This is a genomic window from Levilactobacillus sp. (assembly GCF_022646225.1).
Lineage (GTDB): Bacteria > Bacillota > Bacilli > Lactobacillales > Lactobacillaceae > Levilactobacillus > Levilactobacillus suantsaiihabitans.
In genome coordinates, this window is the sequence record NZ_JALCJA010000001.1 from 86,206 (window position 1) to 103,177 (window position 16,972).

Consider the following 16,972-nt stretch of genomic DNA (forward strand, 5'->3'; position numbering starts at 1 on the left):
TAGTTAAGGCTTGACGCCGATGTTAGATTTTCTGACATGAATGCTTGACTACCGCTTTCAGGGTGGTATGATAGCCTCATAGTTGAAGGGGGCCAGTAGTGATGAAGGAAAAAGAATTACGTCGTTCACTAGCAGTTTTGCCGATTGGAACGGTCATGAAGCTCACCAGTCTAACGGCGCGCCAGATTCGCTACTACGAGGCCCAGCAGTTGGTCTTTCCCGAACGTAACGAAGGGAACCGGCGGATGTATTCGTTAAATGACGTCGACCGGCTCTTGGAGATCAAGGATTATCTGGCTGACGGGGTCAACGTGGCGGGCATCAAAGCCATTTACGACCAGCAACAAAGGGCAGCCCAGGCGAAGGCTACGGCGCAACAAAAGCCCTTGACGGATGAGGATGTCCGGCGCATTTTGCAGGATGAATTCATTCGCCAGGGTGGGTTGGGTCACCCGACGCCGGGGATGCAACGACCCCTTTAAGACAGATGTTGGATTCTAAAAAATAGCAGGGAGCGATTTTCATGGCAAAACCGGAATATTCCAAGGATGAGATCCGTCAAATGGCCAAGGACGAAAACGTCAAGTTCTTGCGGCTAATGTTCACCGATTTATTTGGCACCATTAAGAACGTGGAAGTTCCCATCAGTCAACTCGGTAAGTTACTGGATAACAAGTTAATGTTTGATGGGTCTTCTATCGACGGCTTCGTCCGGATCGAAGAAAGTGACATGTACCTGTACCCTGACCTCTCTACGTGGATGATCTTCCCTTGGAGCACGGAACGGGGCAAGATTGCGCGGGTCATTTGTGAGGTCTACACCACCGATGGCAAGCCATTTGAAGGCGACCCACGGAACAACCTGATTCGGGTCTTGGGCGACATGCGCAAGGCGGGCTTTACGGACTTTAACATTGGACCGGAACCTGAATTCTTCCTGTTCAAGATGGATGAAAATGGCAAGCCAACCACGGAACTCAACGACAAGGGGAGCTACTTCGATATGGCTCCCATGGACTTGGGTGAAAATTGCCGGCGCGAAATCGTCTTGACGCTGGAAGAAATGGGCTTTGACGTCGAAGCCGCTCACCATGAAGTGGCGCCTGGCCAACACGAAATCGACTTCAAGTATGCCGACGCTTTGGCTGCGGCCGACAACATTCAAACGTTCAAGCTGGTGGTCAAGACCATCGCCCGCAAGTACGGCCTGTACGCGACGTTCATGCCTAAGCCATTGGCCGGCATCAACGGGTCTGGGATGCACTTGAACATGTCTTTGTTCCACGATCAAGGCAACGCCTTCTTTGATAAGAACGGGGAAATGGAATTGTCCGAAGACGCCTTCCACTTCCTGGGCGGCCTGTTGAAGCATGCCCGTAGCTTTACCGCCATCTGCAACCCAATCGTCAACAGTTACAAGCGGCTGGTTCCAGGTTACGAAGCCCCAGTTTACGTGGCTTGGTCCGGCTCTAACCGCTCACCACTGATTCGGGTACCAAATTCTCGTGGCTTGTCTACGCGGTTGGAACTGCGGAGTGTTGACCCGGCGGCTAACCCATACCTGGCCATTGCGGCGGTCTTGGAAGCCGGCTTGGATGGCTTGCGGAACAAGTTAGCACCACGAGAAGCCATCGACCGCAACATTTACCGCATGGATGCCGAAGAACGGCAAGAAAACCACATCACCAACTTGCCAGACACGCTGCACAACGCCTTAAAGGACTTGGCAGCCGACGACGTGATGCGCAATGCCATGGGGCCACATCTGTATCAAAGCTTTATTGAAGCCAAGAACCTGGAATACAATTCTTACCGGACCCAAGTTTCCGAATGGGAACGGGATCAATACCTGGAACTGTACTAAACGCAGGTTAATGAAACATCATGGGAGAGCTCAGGACTGCTGGTCCGGGCTCTCTTTTTGAAACGCCAAAAGCCTTACTGTGAGCGAGGATTGGGAACGCGGATCGAGTCATTGGCTTGCCATGGCGGGCGAATGTTCTCTCTGGCTGTTTTGGTGGAATTATCTGTGGGAAGTCCGATTGCTTTTTTGCGGCGCAACTGCTGGTGAACGAGGTCAACGGGGGTGTTGGTGACACGCCACTATCGTAGCCGAGAGTTCGGCAAATATGGGCTCAGCCGTGGGAGTTGCCTTAGCGACTGGGCTTGTCGCTTAGGCAACTGGCGTCTTTGAGACGTGTTCTTCGGCTCAAAGCGAGTTTCAAGACCGTCTCTCAGGCTTGAAACGGTCCGCCCACCGCGTTCCAGTCCCATATTTGGCGAACGGTAAGGCGGCCAGTACAACCAGTGTCACCAACGAAACCCCGACCGAAGTCCGGCGATAAGGAAAAATTCCTGCATTTCCCCTAAAACTTCGGGCAAACTGCTTTTTTCTCACAGAATTTTTGGTAACATGAAGATATAACCAAATGTTCACGGCAAGCGCTAGGGAACATCAGAATAATGAGGGATAATCCATGGAAAATCAAGAACAACAAGCTAGTGCCGCCGATACCTTAACACAGGCAATCGCCAACAAGCTCGATTACTTAAGCACCTTACAGGCGGCGGTTCAGCACGGCGATGATCGCCAGGTCTACGAACTGTTGGACCAAGTGCGCTACTACCAAGAAGTTAAAAAGACCCGTTCGACTCGCAGCGTCAATCATCTGGCCGAACTGGTCGACAATATTCACCCAGAAATCAGCCACTATTTAAGTGACAAATTGATTGACTACTTAGGCCACATCTACCCGTTCTTCTACTACGAAGAATATACCACGGGACTGTTCCACATTTACTTTGGGAACTGGTGGGACCGGCGTTTATTCGGCGACTTAGACGTAATCAACGTGCAGTTTAAGTTCGACGAAAAGGAATACCAAAAGCTCAAGGACTCCTTTGCCTTAGAAGCCCACGGTCAACGGTTGAACACCGCCCAGATCGAGTCCATTTCCGGTCAAAGTGAACAGCTCCAACGGCTGGTGGATGCCCAAACCACGCGGGACAACCAAAAGGCGGACTTGCGCGAACAGCTGAAGGAAAACAGTTCCAAGAGTAGCATGCCTTGGGATTCCGGCAAGCTCAAGGACGAACGGCAAAATATCATCGACCAGCTGACCAAGTTGGCGGACGAAGACGAACAAGCCTTGAACGCCCACAAGACCATCAAGGAAAACGATGACAAGATTTTGGTGCTGTCGAAAGAAGACACGATTTTGAATTACGAAAAGCAAAGTATCCGCGATGCCTTTGATGACTTCGAACACTTTGAAGCGCACAATGCGAGTCTGTATGCGGATTACTTGAACAGTCTCTTAGGCAAGAGCGAGGGCGAGGTGCTAAACAATGATTAACGAAAATGACCCCTCGACTTTGACGACTAGTGGCCGGTTGCTCAACTACAACGATGCCATCAAGGACGGCCTGGAAACGGGACTGCGGTTCACCAAGCTGATGGATCAGTTGATCAAGACCACGGAACCAGACGAATTGGTCGCGGCGGCAACGGAACTGGCGGACTTTAAGTTGGATTCCGATTACGTGACCTTCCCGCACCAGTACAGCAACGCAGATTACTACCTGTTGTTTATGTCCCGGATGCTGGAATTACACGACCAAGGCAAAAACGTGATCTTACAATCGCGGGACCACCACGAGGAATTGACCCAGCAATTAACACCACTGGGCGACCGGGGGACCTTTAACTTCCGCGTCGAAACGTCCGAAAACGGTGGGGTCTACTACCGCGAACGGGCCACGGGCCAATCCCTGTTTTACCTGAACCTAGAACGTAAAATGTTCCGGTTTAACAGCCACGCTCTGACACAATTATTTATCATCGACCTCCACGATACGGTGCCGGCCGAAACGGTCAAAACGTCCGTCCAGATCCTGGTGGACTTTGCCCGGTACTTAAAAGAAGACTACGGCTACTCCGTGGACTTCAACTTACTCGACGCTGCCAACCGGCAAAACTATGCCGTGCGGGCCGCTGATTTACCAGCCGGCGTCGTCGACCGTTTATTCGTGATGGCGGCCAAGGAAGATTACATGTTGACCAACGGTGTGAACGGCAACGGCGCGGAAATTGCGTTGGAGCACGGCGTTGTGGTCGATATTTTCAACAACCAATTGGAAGGGCAACCAGAGTGGGTCTTGACCGTGCACGATGACGACCAGAAGGTATCGTGGTTCGACGTCTTACTCAAGTACCCGTTCATGCGTGACTGGTACTTAGAAAACTTGACGGACCTTGAAATTAAATCTGATCCCCTGATTTTCGGCTAGGAGGGTACACGTGTTAGAGTTAGCAAAGTTAGTTCAACAATCGATCGCCCTAGATGAGCAGATCACCCGGGATCGCGATATTGAAATGTCCCGGCAGTCACAGATTGAAAATGCCTACGTGGCTTTAGACGTGGAACTCGCTGAGGTGGCCAACACCTCGGAGTGGTTCAAGGTGTGGAAGACGCACCGCGGCAAGTCTGACGACGGGCAAACGCCGGAAGAGACGCTATTAACGGAATACACGGACGCCATGGACTTTTTCTTCTTGGTATCAGCCAAGAAGACCTGGACGCATCTGATCATGTTGACGGAAGAAGACCTGACCACGTTAGCCAACAGCCGACCGGCCAAGGACTTGGACCAACAGTACTTGATCTTAAAGCGGATGCTGTTCAACAGCCATTTCGCCCACCGACAAGAGGACTTCCGCCATGCTTGGCGGTTGTTCCTGAAGTGGGGGTTCGTGGACTTCGGCTTCAGCCAAGACCAGATCCAAGCCGCTTACGAAGCCAAGCGCCAAGTCAACCTGGACCGTCAAGCAAACAATTACTGATTGATCGCTCGGGCCGCCTTACCGTTGCGCGAAAACTAGGCTGCATGACAAGGCCTGCGACGGCCGGAAATTCCACCTGCTATAGGGGGCTATAGGGGACGGTTCCAGCCAAAGGGCGGGCTTTCACCTCGCGTGGAAGCCTTGCCAAATGCGCAAGTCTTCCAAGGCGCCCACGCTGTAACCTGACTGAGTAACGTCAGGTTACGGTGTCGATACAGCTGGTTCCATCTCCGGCCGTCTCCGGCAGAACGTGTCACTCACCAATAGTGGCCACTAACTGGGGATAGGTCGGCTGAGAACGGTAGGCGGGCATTTTTCACTATATGAGACTGTAAACGACTAATTTCAACGCGATGAATTGGTGAGACTAAGGGACTGTGTACAAGCTGGCACAGCCCCTTTCTAGCAGGGAAGGAGCGAGACCTATCAGTCAAAAAGACCCACGCGTCGTACGGACCAATGAACGCCTGCGACAGGCGCTGAGCATCCTGTTGCAGCAGCAGTCGTTGAAGCAGATTTCCGTGCAGAAGTTGACGCAAAAAGCACAGATTACTCGAGGGACCTTTTACCTTCATTACAAGGATAAATTGGACTTTTTAGAACAGACAGAACAGCAGGTGATCGATGAGTGGTTTGCGACCGCTAAGGCGACCGTCATCACACCGCAAGGAGAGCCCACCACCGGCTTTGCGTTGGGCCCGGCCCTGCGTTACGTGGATGAGCATCACCAAATTCTGTTGGTCTTGCTCCACCCACAGTTCACGCAGTTTCAACCGCGGCTCTTGCAGCGGTTTGAACGCGAGTTGACGGCTTACGGTCGGCAATTACCAGCGCCGGCGGGGGATGAACCGCCAGTCGACGTCCAGGCAGCCTTTTTGGCCACAGCCTTTACCGGGCTGGTTCATCACTGGCTAAATGACAATCGGCGTTACCGACCCGAATTTTTGGCCCGAACTTTTTGTCAGTTGCTGGCGCCGGAAACCACGCCCCTGGCGGCCTGGTTCGCCCCGGTCGGTGTCGATTCATTTGCCAATGCAGAAAAAGCTTGACACGAAGGGCCCCATCAAGTACAATTTTCATGTTGTATTTGTGGACTTCCACAGCTGCAACCGCTCGGGACGAGTTTTAAGTTTTCCGCTTGCGGAGCACTCGTTTTCGGCGAGTCTAAGTCTAAAAATATGAAGGAGGTGCACATACATGTACGCAATTATCGTAACTGGCGGCAAGCAGTACAAGGTCGAAGCAGGCCAAGCTGTTTACGTCGAAAAGTTGAACGTTGAAGCTGGTGAAAAGGTTACTTTTGACCAAGTTGTCTTTGTCGGTGGCGACACGCCTAAGATTGGGACGCCAACTGTTGCTGGTGCAACCGTAACTGGGACTGTTGAAAAGCAGGGTCTGGAAAAGAAGGTTGTGACTTTCAAGTACAAGGCCAAGAAGGGCCAACACACGAAGAAGGGTCACCGTCAACCATACACTAAGGTTGTCGTTGATGCTATCAACGCTTAAGCCTAACGAATAAGAGAGGCGATCTCGATGATTCACGCGACAATCCACTACGGTGCGAAGCGAATCAACTCATTTCAAATCACTGGCCACGCTGACTCAGGTGAGTATGGTCAAGACATTGTTTGCGCTGCGGTTTCGGTGCTTGCGATTACGACAGTTAATGGCTTACAACGGGTCGCCAAGATTCCGGTGTCAGTCGACAATCGTGATCAGGCGGGGGGCTTTCTGGAAGTTCACCTGCCACCAAAGCTGGAAGCATCGACCGAACTTAAGGGACAAACACTCCTCCAGAGTTTTGCGGATGGGTTAAGAGATGTCGCCACAAATTACGCGGATTTTGTTGAATTCGCTGAAATCAAAGACTAAATTGCGGAGGTGAAACTTATGCTGATGAACATGAACTTACAATTCTTCTCTCACCATAAAGGTGGTGGGTCCACTGCTAACGGTCGTGACTCTGCTGGTCGTCGTCTTGGGACGAAGGCTGCTGATGGTTCGACGGTTACTACTGGTTCTATCCTTTACCGCCAACGTGGGACGCACATCTACCCAGGCTTGAACGTAGGCCGCGGTGGTGACGATACGTTGTTTGCTAAGGCTGCTGGCGTCGTTAAATTCGAACGTCTGGGCCGTGACAAGCGCCAAGTATCCGTATACCCAGTTGCAGAAGAAGCAGCTAAATAACACGAGGTTTTCCTCGTAACGACTGAAGAGCTTGAGGCGAGACCAATTCGCTTTGAGTTCTTCTTTTTTCTTCCAATCTTCAAGGAGGCTGAGGTTAAATGACGACTAGAATCGAACGCCTGCAGGCCAAGTTTGCAGGACTGAGTATTGATAGTTTTTTGGTGTCTTCCCCTAGTAATCAACGTTATCTGGTGGGGACCAGTGTCGAATCCGGTGACGGGTATCTGTTGGTCACGCAAAATGACGCCGTGTTCATTACGGACGCGCGTTATGAGGCCGAGTTGGCCAGCACGATGCCAGCGGTGCCGAAAACCATCACCCGCGACTACTTACAAGCCGTAGATGATGCCTTAGAGGCCGCTGGGGCCACGGTACTGGGAATTGAAGATAGTTTAACCTTAGCCGAGTTTGAGTGGCTAGATGAGCATTTGATGACGGACATCGTCCCACTGAAAAATGTGATCGACGAGTTGCGTCAAGTCAAAGAACCCGCCGAGGTGGCCGCGATTCGCCGGGCGACGGCATTGACCAGTGAGGGCGTCTTGGCCTTGTTGGAAGTGCTGCACGCGGGCATGACCGAACGGCAGGCGGCTCAGTGGCTAGAACGGTGGATGCAAGACCACGGCGCGACCGGCCCCAGCTTTGGGACCATCGTGGCCAGTGGCGTGCGGTCCGCTTGGCCCCATGGGCAGGCTAGTGACAAGGTCTTAGCAACCGGCGAATTGGTCACCATTGACTGTGGCTTTTACGTAGACGGCTACACCTCGGATCTGACCCGGACCGTGGCCTTGGGCGATCCCGGCGCAGAACTAACGGCGGCCTATCGCGCCGTGCAAACGGCTCAAGAAAAGATCATGGCGGCGGTTCGTCCCGGCGCGACTGGCGATGAGCTGGACGTGATTGGCCGGCAATACTTAACTGATCAGGGCTACGGTCCCGCCTTCATCCACGGTACTGGTCACGGGATTGGTTTGGATATCCATGAAGGCCCCAACATTGGCCGCGGGTGGCCGGACGTTTTGGCCCCCAATGAGGTCATCACCGTTGAACCCGGGGTCTACTTCACGGGCAAGGGGGGCATTCGGATCGAAGATGATCTGTTGGTCACCCAGACCGGTCATGAAATCCTGACGACCGTGCCGCGAAATTTAATTATTCTGTAAGTGGCACGCCAATCTTGCTTTTTATGGGTAAGAATTGATATTATAAAGAGGACATATTTTAGGAGGCTAACACATTATGGCAATTTCTACTGCTGATTTTAAAAATGGTTTAACAATTGAAGTCGATCACGCAATCTGGCGCATCATTGAATTCCAACACGTTAAGCCTGGTAAGGGTGGCGCTTTCGTTCGTTCAAAGCTGAAGAACTTACGGACGGGTGCCGTTCAAGAAAAGACTTTCCGTGCCGGTGCTAAGATGGAACAAGCGGACATCCAAACGCGTTCCATGCAATACCTGTACGAAGATGGCGACAATCGGGTCTTCATGGACACCGACAACTTCGAACAAATCGAAGTGCCTGGCGAACAGATCAAGGACCAACTGCCTTACTTACAAGAAAACATGAACGTTGACTTGGTTCAATACGGTTCCGAAGTGCTGGGAATCGAAGTACCAAACACGGTAGTCTTGGAAGTCGTTGCGACGGAACCTGGCATCAAGGGGAACACCGCTTCTGGTGGTTCCAAGCCAGCTACCATGAACACGGGCTTGGTTGTTCAAGTGCCATTCTTCGTTAACGAAGGCGACAAGCTCTCCATCAACTCAACCGATGGGACTTACATTTCTCGCGCCTAGGTTTTACGATCCATTGAATCAGTAAGGGAGGGTCAACGAATGGCAGAAGATACTAATATTATTTTAGAATCCAAGGAACCTGCTTTGGGCAAAATCGAAGTGGCACCGCAAGTCCTCGAAATCATCGTCGGCATTGCGGCTAGCCAAACCGAAGGCGTCGCTCGGATGCGGGGTTCTTTAGCGAATAGCGTCACCGAACTGTTGGGTCGTAAGGAACAACACGGTAAGGGCGTGAAGCTGGTCTTTGACGGCGACGAATTAGCAGTTGACGTTTACGTTTACTTGAACTACGGGGTAGCGGTTCCGAAGGTTGCCTTGGCCATTCAAGATAACGTGAAGCAACAATTGTTGTTCATGACGGACCTGAAGTTGCGTGAAGTTAACGTACACGTTGAGGGCGTCATTCCCGAAAAGACGGCGCAACAGGTCGACCCTGATAACCTGTTTGACCAGAGCGATGAAGGAGACAGTGACCAAAAGTGACACTTACACGACATCAAATTCGGGAACGCGCATTTCAAATGCTCTTTGCATTGAACGCTAATCCTGATGCCGATCACGATGCGTTGTATCAACGTGTTTTGACGGATGACCCCGACCAAACCGTTCCGGTGCCTGAATACCTCCAGACGCTGGTTACTGGCGTTTTGGCACACCAAGCTGACTTGGATGCGAAAATCGACCAGTACCTGAGCACTGGCTGGCAACTCAAGCGGATCGCCAAGACTGACTTGGTGATCATGCGGATCGCTTTTTATGAAATTGACTACGTGGAAGACGTGCCAAATAGAGTCGCCGTCAACGAAGCCTTGGAATTGGCCAAGAACTTCAGCGATGACCGGTCTCGTCGGTTCATCAACGGGGTGCTCGCGCACACGTTGGACGAACCTTTGGATTCACAATCCTAGTCACAAATCGACTGACTGCTAGTATTTAGCGGCCAGTCTTTTTTGGTTATTCAAGTCAGATGTCTCGCCAGCTCGGGGTGCGGGCGAATCCAGAGTGAACCTGAAGCTTGAAAGCCGGCAATCAGCTGGAACTACTGTTAGCATGCGATTCATGACGTCAAAAATAGTCGTTTACAGTCACATGATACGAATTGGCCGCCTACCGTTCGCCAAATATGGGTTGGAACGCTGGGACAGGCCAAGCCAGAGGGCGGTCTCGACACCTCGCTTTGAGCCAAAGACCACGTCTCAAAGTGGCCTCATAGCCGAAACGTGCGCCAACAGGCAACTGGTTCCGCTTAACACTGTTAGGCAAATAATCCAGAACCGGGATTATCCGCCTAACACCGTTAATGCTCGCCAGTTAACCGCCTGTCGTCACACTCTTTTTCTTTCACCAGGCCCTATCTACTGACAAAAGGTTAACCCATTTAACGGGTAGCTTCCGGGTCATTTTGCGCTACGATGCAGTCCCGTTTTCAGGTCAACTATGCTAAAATGGAAGTTAACTTGAAATTTACGGGAGGAAGTACTTCATGACGACCATTATTGACGGTAAGCAACTGGCCAAGGACCTCAACGCCCAAACTAAGGACCGGGTGGCAAGTTTAGCCCAGCGCGGCATCGTGCCCGGCTTAGCAGTGATTATTGTGGGTGACGATCCCGCCAGCGCCATTTACGTGCGTAACAAGCACAAGAAGGCCGGCCAACTGGGCATCAACTCAGTGGTGCGGCAACTTCCCGCAACGATTTCACAAGCGGACCTGTTACAAGTCGTGACCGAATACAATCAGGACCCAGCCATTCATGGCATCCTGGTCCAGTCACCCTTACCCGCGGGCTTGGATGAACAAGCAGTGGTCGCCCACATCGACCCGGCCAAGGACGTGGATGGCTTCCATCCATTAAACGTCGGTCGGCTCTTTGCCAACTTACCGGGCCATCACCCCGTTTCGTGCACGCCGCGGGGGATTATGACCATGCTGGACTCGCTACACACCCATTTACGGGGCAAACACGCGGTCGTCGTCGGCCGTAGTATGATCGTGGGCCGGCCCATGGCCTCGATGCTGCTAAACGCCGACATGACGGTCAGTGTGGCGCACGTGTACACCAAGGACCTGAGCGCGTTGACCCAACAGGCCGACGTATTGGTCGTGGCGACCGGCGTCACACATTTGATCAAGGAGACGGACGTCAAACCCGGAGCTATCGTCATCGACGTGGGGATGGATCGCGACGAGAACGGCAAATTGACCGGTGACGTGGACTTCGACGGCGTCGTGAAACGGGCGGGGGCCATCACGCCGGTTCCCGGAGGTGTCGGGCCCATGACGATTGCGACGTTAATGCAACAGACGGTTGACCTTTGTGAGTGGAGTGAGGAACGTGGCACAAACTGATTATTTAACGGTTACGGCGCTGACCCAGTATTTAAAGCGCAAATTCGACGTGGACCCGTATTTGGGCAAGGTCTACCTGACGGGGGAAATCTCCAACTTTCGCCTGCGGCCGCACGCCCATCAATACTTTAGCTTGAAAGACGACCACGCCAAGATCAGCGCGATCATGTTTAAGTCGGCTTTTGAGAAGCTGAAATTCACGCCGGAGACCGGGATGAAGGTTCTGGTGACCGGCCGCATCTCGCTGTACGAACCGACCGGAAATTATCAGATCTACGTGGAACGGATGGAACCGGACGGCGTGGGTCAGTTATATCAAGCCTATGAACAGTTGAAACAGAAATTGGCCGATGAAGGCCTCTTTACGGCGCCCAAACGGCCGTTACCGCGCTTTCCCAAGCGCATTGCGGTCGTTACCAGTCCCAGTGGGGCCGTCATTCGGGATATCATCACGACCACGCGGCGGCGTTATCCGATTGCCCAGATCGTGTTGTATCCGGCAGTGGTCCAGGGGGATGCGGCGGCTCCCGATATCGTGCGTCAAATCCAACGGGCCAACGCCAATGGCTCCTTTGACACGTTGATCATTGGCCGGGGCGGTGGGTCGATTGAAGACCTCTGGCCCTTTAACGAAGAAAGCGTGGCCCGGGCCATTGCTGCCAGTCGGTTGCCGATCATTTCCTCGGTCGGCCACGAAACGGATACCACGATTGCCGATCTAGTGGCCGATGTACGGGCCGCAACGCCGACCGCGGCGGCCGAACTGGCCGTGCCAGTCTTGAGCGAGGAACTATTGAAACTGAGCCAGCAGCGTACGCGGCTCTTTAATGCGATGAACAACCGCATTACGTTCCAGCAAGAGCGCTTGAATAAATTGATGACAGCCTACGTGTTCCGCCAACCACAACGCCTGTACGAAACCTACGTGCAGCGGCTCGATCGGGCCCAACAGGCCTTGGGACAAAGTATGCAGACGCAATTGCGCCAACGCGAGCAACGCTTTCAGTTGGCGCGACAGGGCTTGCGGAGCCAATCGCCGTTGGAGCGGGTCCACCGTGACCAATTGACCGTGAGCCAAACGACGGCGCGGCTGAACACCGAAGCCAAGCGCTACTTGACGACGACCCAAGAACACGTGGCCCAATTGATCAATGGATTGGATTATTTGAGTCCCCTGAAGATCATGGGCAGAGGGTACAGTTACGTGACGCAAAACGACCACGTGGTTAAGAGTGTCACGGACCTTAAGCCCACTACCGCCACGATTCATTTGAGCGACGGCACGGCAGAAGCAGAGATCAAGACAATCACACCAGCAACGGAGGCTAACCATGAGTGATGAAAAACAACCAACTTTTGAAGAGAATTTGACCACTTTAGAGACCATTGTGTCGCAGTTGGAACAAGGCGACATTCCTTTGGAACAAGCCCTGGACCAATTTCAAAAAGGGGTGGCGTTGAGCAAGAGCCTGCAAGCGACCTTGCAAGATGCCGAAAAGACGTTGACGACCATGATGAACGATTCAGACCAAGAAGTCGCCTTTGAAACGCCACAAGGGGGCAATGGGGATGCCGATTGATTCACGGCTCCAAACCTTTGAAACGACCTGGGTGCCGCGGCTAAACGCGCCCCTGGCAGACGCGATTGCGACCGATAGTGGCGATGCGCGGTTGGCCGAAGCCATGAGCTACTCCGTTTTGGCGGGGGGCAAACGGTTGCGGCCGCTGTTGACGGTAGCGACGATGCAAACGCTAGGCGCGACGTTTGACGACGAGCGCGACTGGCGGCCGGTCATGGCACTAGAATTGTTGCATACCTATTCGTTGATTCACGACGACCTGCCGGCGATGGATAACGATGCCTTGCGGCGGGGCGAGCCCACCAACCACATGAAGTTTGGGGCGGGGATGGCCACGTTGGCCGGTGACGGGCTGTTAACGCTGGCCTTTCAATGGCTAACGGCAACCGACCTACCGGCGACTACGCAGGCAGCGTTGGTTCAAGCTTTGGCCGTCGCCGCGGGGCCTCACGGCATGGTGGCTGGTCAGGCCAAGGATGTCCAAAACGAACACGTGGACCTGCCGATGGCCCAATTGCGGGTCTTGCACCGCGAAAAGACCGGTGCTTTGCTGCACTACGCGGTCCAGGCCGGGTTGATCTTGGCCGGAGCACCGCAAACGCAGTGGGCACCGTATCTCCAATTTGCGGATGCCTTTGGGCTGGCCTTTCAGATCTACGATGACATTTTGGATGTCGTGAGCACGCCGGCCGAATTGGGCAAGGCGACCCAAAAGGATGCGGGCGAGGCCAAGAACACCTATCCGGGCAAGCTGGGGCTGGTCGGGGCCAATCAGGCCTTGATCCAGACGATTGCTCAGGGGCAGGCCGCCCTGCAAGCGGTACCGGCATCAGTGGATACCGAGCTGTTAGCCGCGTTCTTTAGTTATTTTGATACGAAACGGGTGAAATAGATGAAGAAAAAACGGGTCGCTGACCTCTTAGTCGAACAGGGCTTGTACACGTCGTTAGATGATGCCAAACGCGCCGTGATGGCGGGTGAGATTTTGGGAACGAACGAAGAGCGGTTGGACAAGCCGGGTTCTTTGATCCCCGTGGATACGGAGCTGCATTTGAAGGGCCATCCCTTACCCTACGTTTCGCGGGGCGGATTCAAGTTGGCCAAGGCGTTAAAGGCCTTTGACATCGATGTCACCGATCGGGTGGTCCTCGACATCGGCTCGTCGACCGGGGGCTTCACCGACGTGATGTTACAAAATGGTGCCAAGCTCAGTTACGCGTTGGATGTCGGCAGTAACCAGTTGGTCTGGAAGTTGCGCCAAGATCCACGGGTCATCGTCATGGAGCACACCAATTTCCGGTACAGTAAGTTAGCTGACTTCACCAAGGGCCAGCCCACCTTTGCTTCCATTGATGTCTCCTTTATTTCACTGAAAATGATCTTGCCGCCTTTGAAGGCCATTTTGGCCCTGAACGGCGACGTGGTGGCGCTGATCAAGCCGCAATTTGAGGCCGACCGCGAAGACGTGGGCAGTCACGGCATTGTCCGTGACCGTGATGTGCATACGCAAGTAGTTCAGATGATTATCGACTTTGCTGTGGCCACGGGGTATAGCGTTTTAGGCCTGGATTTCTCGCCGATTCGCGGGGGTGAAGGGAATATTGAGTTCCTCGTGCATTTACGCTCAGTTGATAAACATGCAGTTTGTGCAAGTTCGGTCTCGGTGGCAGACACCATTGACGCTGCCTACAAAGGCTTAAAACAATAGATTATGAGAAATTTATGAGAATTTACTTTCCAAATACTTAGGTCTGGTATATGATAAGATTATGCATTTTTATCACATAAGGGGGGCTAGGTATGAAGAAGCAGGAACGCCAACAATTACTCAAGCGATTACTGACATCGCGAGAAATTGAGCGGCAAGAGGATTTTGTCCGGCTATTAGAAGAGGACGGTATCCACGTGACGCAAGCGACCATTTCGCGGGATATCAAGGAGATGCAACTGGTCAAACTGCCGGCAGAATCTGGCGGTTACCGGTACAGTCTGCCTGTCCAAAAGAAGATCGACACCCAAAAGAAACTCCAACGGACCTTACAAAATGCTTACATATCCTTTGCGGTGCAAGACCAGTTCACGATTCTCAAGGTCTTACCCGGCAACGGCCCAGTCATTGCGTCACTGTTGGACCAGATGCGATATGAGTTTGTTTTTGGGACGGTGGGCGACGACAGTTCGGTCTTGACCGTTTGTGTTTCGCACCAGGGTGCCTTACAATTAGAAAAGACGATTGACCGCATGCTTGCGGATTAGGTAAACCAGACCACGACTGACGACCAGCAAAAGCTGACGAAGCAGCAGTGGTCTTTTCTTTAGGGGGTCCAGACGTGTTACAAGAGCTGTCTATTAAAAATTTTGCCATCATCGACCAACTCGACGTGGCATTTAAAAATGGCATGACCGTCCTTACTGGGGAAACGGGTGCCGGGAAATCCATCATCATTGACGCCGTGGGGCTACTAGCCGGCGGTCGCGGATCGGCCAGTTTCGTGCGGACCGGGACCGACAAAGCCATCATCCAGGGAAGCTTTGTCTTTCCGGAGGGGGGCACCACGTATCGGGTCTTAGACGACCTGGGCATCGACCACGATGACGGCAGCGTCATTTTACAACGCGAGATTCATCAAAACGGGCGCAACACCTGTCGAGTCAACGGGATGCTGGTCAACACCAGTACGCTCAAGCGCATTGGTGAAACGGCCGTAGATATTCATGGCCAAAATGAACACCAGGAATTGATGCAGCCGGAAAAACACCTGGGGATGCTCGACGAATTTGCCGGAGCCACGGTCGCCAAGCTGCGACAGCGGTACCAGGCGGTCTACGAGCAGTACACCCAGTTGCGAGCGACGCTGGAAAATAAGCGGGCCAACGAAAAGGAGTGGGCCCAACACCTGGACATGCTCAAGTTCCAGGTCAACGAAATCGAGTCGGCCCAACTGGAACCCGGTGAAGAGGACAGTCTGGTGGCCGAACGCGACCGGCTGGATAACTTTCAGAAGATCAACGATGCCTTGCAGCTGGTTCAGGTCACACTGACGGGGGAGGATACCGCCCCCGGGGCGACCGACCAGATCAGTGGCGCCATGCAGGCGATGCAGGGCATTGCCGATTTCGACCCGGCCTTCAAGCAGATTGCCAGTAGCCTGGAGACGGCCTATTACGCCTTGAGCGACGCGGTGGGCGACGTGTCTTCGCAGTTGGACCTGCTGGAGTGGGACGAAGGGCGTTTAGACGAGATTGAACGGCGCTTGGAAGTCATCAACCAATTGAAGCGCAAATACGGCGACTCCGAGGCCCAAGTCTTGAAGTACTTCGACAAGATTGCCGCCGAATTGAAGCAAATGCAGGCCACCGATGAAACGGCCGACGACTTGGAGGGCCAAGTGGCCACCCAACGCACGACGTTGTTAAAGCTGGGCGAACAGCTGAGTAAGGCCCGCCAACAAGCTGCCGAGAAGCTGGAGGCGGCGATCCACGGCGAGCTGGCGGATCTGTACATGGACAAGACGGTCTTTGCGGTGCACTTCACCCGCTCCAAGTCCCAGCCGATTTTGAGCACGGGGTTGGACCACGTGGAATTCTACCTGCGGACCAACCCCGGTGAAGCCATGCGACCGTTGGCCAAGATTGCCTCCGGTGGGGAATTGTCGCGGATCATGTTGGCGTTAAAGACCATTTTCTCCGAGTCGCAAGGCATCACGTCGATCATCTTCGACGAAGTGGATACCGGAGTCAGCGGTCGGGTCGCCCAGGCAATTGCCGAAAAGATCAGCGGCATTGCCCGCGCCTCACAGGTGCTGTGTATCACGCATTTGCCTCAGGTTGCGGCCATGGCCGATCACCACTACTTTATTGCCAAGGAAATCGTCGGTGAGCGGACCGAAACCAAGCTGACGCGCTTGACTGAAAAGGACCGTATCAGCGAGATTGCCCGCATGTCGGCCGGCACCCAAGTCACAAAATTGGCGTTGGAACACGCTAATGAGTTGCTGGGGTTGGCTGATGAGGTTAAGGAAAAGCACGCTAAGAAACGGAAATAAAAAAGCGACTACCTGAACTTTGACGGGTAGTCGTTTTATTTTTGCAGCAAACTTAATTCCAGTGGAATAATTTCATCAAGAATAAGTTTACCGTTTTACATTTATTCCGAGTTTATTCGTTGACTTGCGTTATACTTGACTTAAATAACGTTGAAGTATGGGG

20 protein-coding genes and 1 other annotated feature are annotated in these 16,972 nt (G+C 53.1%); all 20 genes read left to right on the plus strand.

Features of this window, described 5'->3' with window-relative positions:
- The first annotated feature begins 101 nt into the window (after nt 1–101).
- The 20 genes from LKH74_RS00500 to recN all read left to right on the plus strand — a co-directional run bounded on the left by LKH74_RS00500 (nt 102) and on the right by recN (nt 16,809).
- Entirely contained in the window at nt 102–482 is a 381-nt protein-coding gene (locus LKH74_RS00500) for a MerR family transcriptional regulator (protein WP_287708009.1), read from the plus strand.
- Nucleotides 483–523: 41 nt separating this feature from the next.
- Nucleotides 524–1,864: a type I glutamate--ammonia ligase gene (glnA, locus tag LKH74_RS00505; protein WP_135367953.1), complete on the plus strand. Its 1,341-nt coding sequence runs from the start codon at nt 524–526 to the stop codon at nt 1,862–1,864.
- A gap of 613 nt (nt 1,865–2,477) precedes the next feature.
- Nucleotides 2,478–3,356 (plus strand): exonuclease SbcC, encoded by an 879-nt coding sequence (locus tag LKH74_RS00510; RefSeq protein ID WP_135367952.1) that lies wholly within the window; start codon nt 2,478–2,480, stop codon nt 3,354–3,356.
- Nucleotides 3,349–4,290 (plus strand): hypothetical protein, encoded by a 942-nt coding sequence (locus LKH74_RS00515; protein ID WP_287708008.1) that lies wholly within the window; start codon nt 3,349–3,351, stop codon nt 4,288–4,290. The genes LKH74_RS00510 and LKH74_RS00515 overlap by 8 nt, the downstream gene beginning before the upstream one ends.
- A 10-nt stretch (nt 4,291–4,300) precedes the next feature.
- Nucleotides 4,301–4,843: a dUTPase gene (locus LKH74_RS00520; RefSeq protein ID WP_287708007.1), complete on the plus strand. Its 543-nt coding sequence runs from the start codon at nt 4,301–4,303 to the stop codon at nt 4,841–4,843.
- Nucleotides 4,844–5,220: 377 nt separating this feature from the next.
- Nucleotides 5,221–5,892: a TetR/AcrR family transcriptional regulator gene (locus LKH74_RS00525; protein ID WP_225428693.1), complete on the plus strand. Its 672-nt coding sequence runs from the start codon at nt 5,221–5,223 to the stop codon at nt 5,890–5,892.
- A 48-nt stretch (nt 5,893–5,940) separates the two neighbouring features.
- Nucleotides 5,941–6,019 (plus strand) — a sequence feature (ribosomal protein L21 leader region).
- A gap of 21 nt (nt 6,020–6,040) precedes the next feature.
- On the plus strand, nt 6,041–6,349 hold the full coding sequence (rplU, locus tag LKH74_RS00530) for a 50S ribosomal protein L21 (protein ID WP_011667708.1): 309 nt from the start codon (nt 6,041–6,043) through the stop codon (nt 6,347–6,349).
- 27 nt (nt 6,350–6,376) lie between these two features.
- Nucleotides 6,377–6,715, plus strand: a complete 339-nt coding sequence (locus LKH74_RS00535) for a ribosomal-processing cysteine protease Prp (RefSeq protein WP_135367949.1) — start codon at nt 6,377–6,379, stop codon at nt 6,713–6,715.
- A gap of 24 nt (nt 6,716–6,739) precedes the next feature.
- A complete protein-coding gene (rpmA, locus tag LKH74_RS00540; RefSeq protein WP_125575279.1) occupies nt 6,740–7,033 on the plus strand; it encodes a 50S ribosomal protein L27 in 294 nt (97 codons plus the stop codon).
- Between the two features lie 98 nt (nt 7,034–7,131).
- Nucleotides 7,132–8,196 (plus strand): M24 family metallopeptidase, encoded by a 1,065-nt coding sequence (locus LKH74_RS00545; RefSeq protein ID WP_287708003.1) that lies wholly within the window; start codon nt 7,132–7,134, stop codon nt 8,194–8,196.
- A gap of 76 nt (nt 8,197–8,272) precedes the next feature.
- On the plus strand, nt 8,273–8,833 hold the full coding sequence (efp, locus tag LKH74_RS00550; RefSeq protein ID WP_125575197.1) for an elongation factor P: 561 nt from the start codon (nt 8,273–8,275) through the stop codon (nt 8,831–8,833).
- A 39-nt stretch (nt 8,834–8,872) separates the two neighbouring features.
- Entirely contained in the window at nt 8,873–9,316 is a 444-nt protein-coding gene (locus LKH74_RS00555) for an Asp23/Gls24 family envelope stress response protein (RefSeq protein WP_125575196.1), read from the plus strand.
- Nucleotides 9,313–9,741, plus strand: a complete 429-nt coding sequence (gene nusB, locus LKH74_RS00560; protein ID WP_135367947.1) for a transcription antitermination factor NusB — start codon at nt 9,313–9,315, stop codon at nt 9,739–9,741. Before LKH74_RS00555 ends, nusB begins: the two co-directional genes overlap by 4 nt.
- A 575-nt stretch (nt 9,742–10,316) precedes the next feature.
- Nucleotides 10,317–11,183: a bifunctional 5,10-methylenetetrahydrofolate dehydrogenase/5,10-methenyltetrahydrofolate cyclohydrolase gene (locus tag LKH74_RS00565; RefSeq protein WP_135367946.1), complete on the plus strand. Its 867-nt coding sequence runs from the start codon at nt 10,317–10,319 to the stop codon at nt 11,181–11,183.
- Nucleotides 11,170–12,522 carry an exodeoxyribonuclease VII large subunit gene (gene xseA, locus LKH74_RS00570; protein WP_287708002.1) on the plus strand — a complete coding sequence of 451 codons (1,353 nt, stop codon included), beginning with the start codon at nt 11,170–11,172 and terminating at the stop codon, nt 12,520–12,522. Before LKH74_RS00565 ends, xseA begins: the two co-directional genes overlap by 14 nt.
- Nucleotides 12,515–12,763: an exodeoxyribonuclease VII small subunit gene (locus LKH74_RS00575; RefSeq protein ID WP_135367944.1), complete on the plus strand. Its 249-nt coding sequence runs from the start codon at nt 12,515–12,517 to the stop codon at nt 12,761–12,763. Before xseA ends, LKH74_RS00575 begins: the two co-directional genes overlap by 8 nt.
- Nucleotides 12,753–13,655: a polyprenyl synthetase family protein gene (locus LKH74_RS00580; RefSeq protein ID WP_287708001.1), complete on the plus strand. Its 903-nt coding sequence runs from the start codon at nt 12,753–12,755 to the stop codon at nt 13,653–13,655. Before LKH74_RS00575 ends, LKH74_RS00580 begins: the two co-directional genes overlap by 11 nt.
- A complete protein-coding gene (locus tag LKH74_RS00585; RefSeq protein WP_135367942.1) occupies nt 13,656–14,471 on the plus strand; it encodes a TlyA family RNA methyltransferase in 816 nt (271 codons plus the stop codon). It abuts the gene before it with no gap.
- A gap of 92 nt (nt 14,472–14,563) precedes the next feature.
- Nucleotides 14,564–15,019, plus strand: coding sequence for an arginine repressor (locus tag LKH74_RS00590; protein ID WP_125575189.1), 456 nt, complete (start codon nt 14,564–14,566; stop codon nt 15,017–15,019).
- A 74-nt stretch (nt 15,020–15,093) separates the two neighbouring features.
- Entirely contained in the window at nt 15,094–16,809 is a 1,716-nt protein-coding gene (gene recN, locus LKH74_RS00595; protein WP_287708000.1) for a DNA repair protein RecN, read from the plus strand.
- The last annotated feature ends 163 nt before the right edge of the window (nt 16,810–16,972 follow it).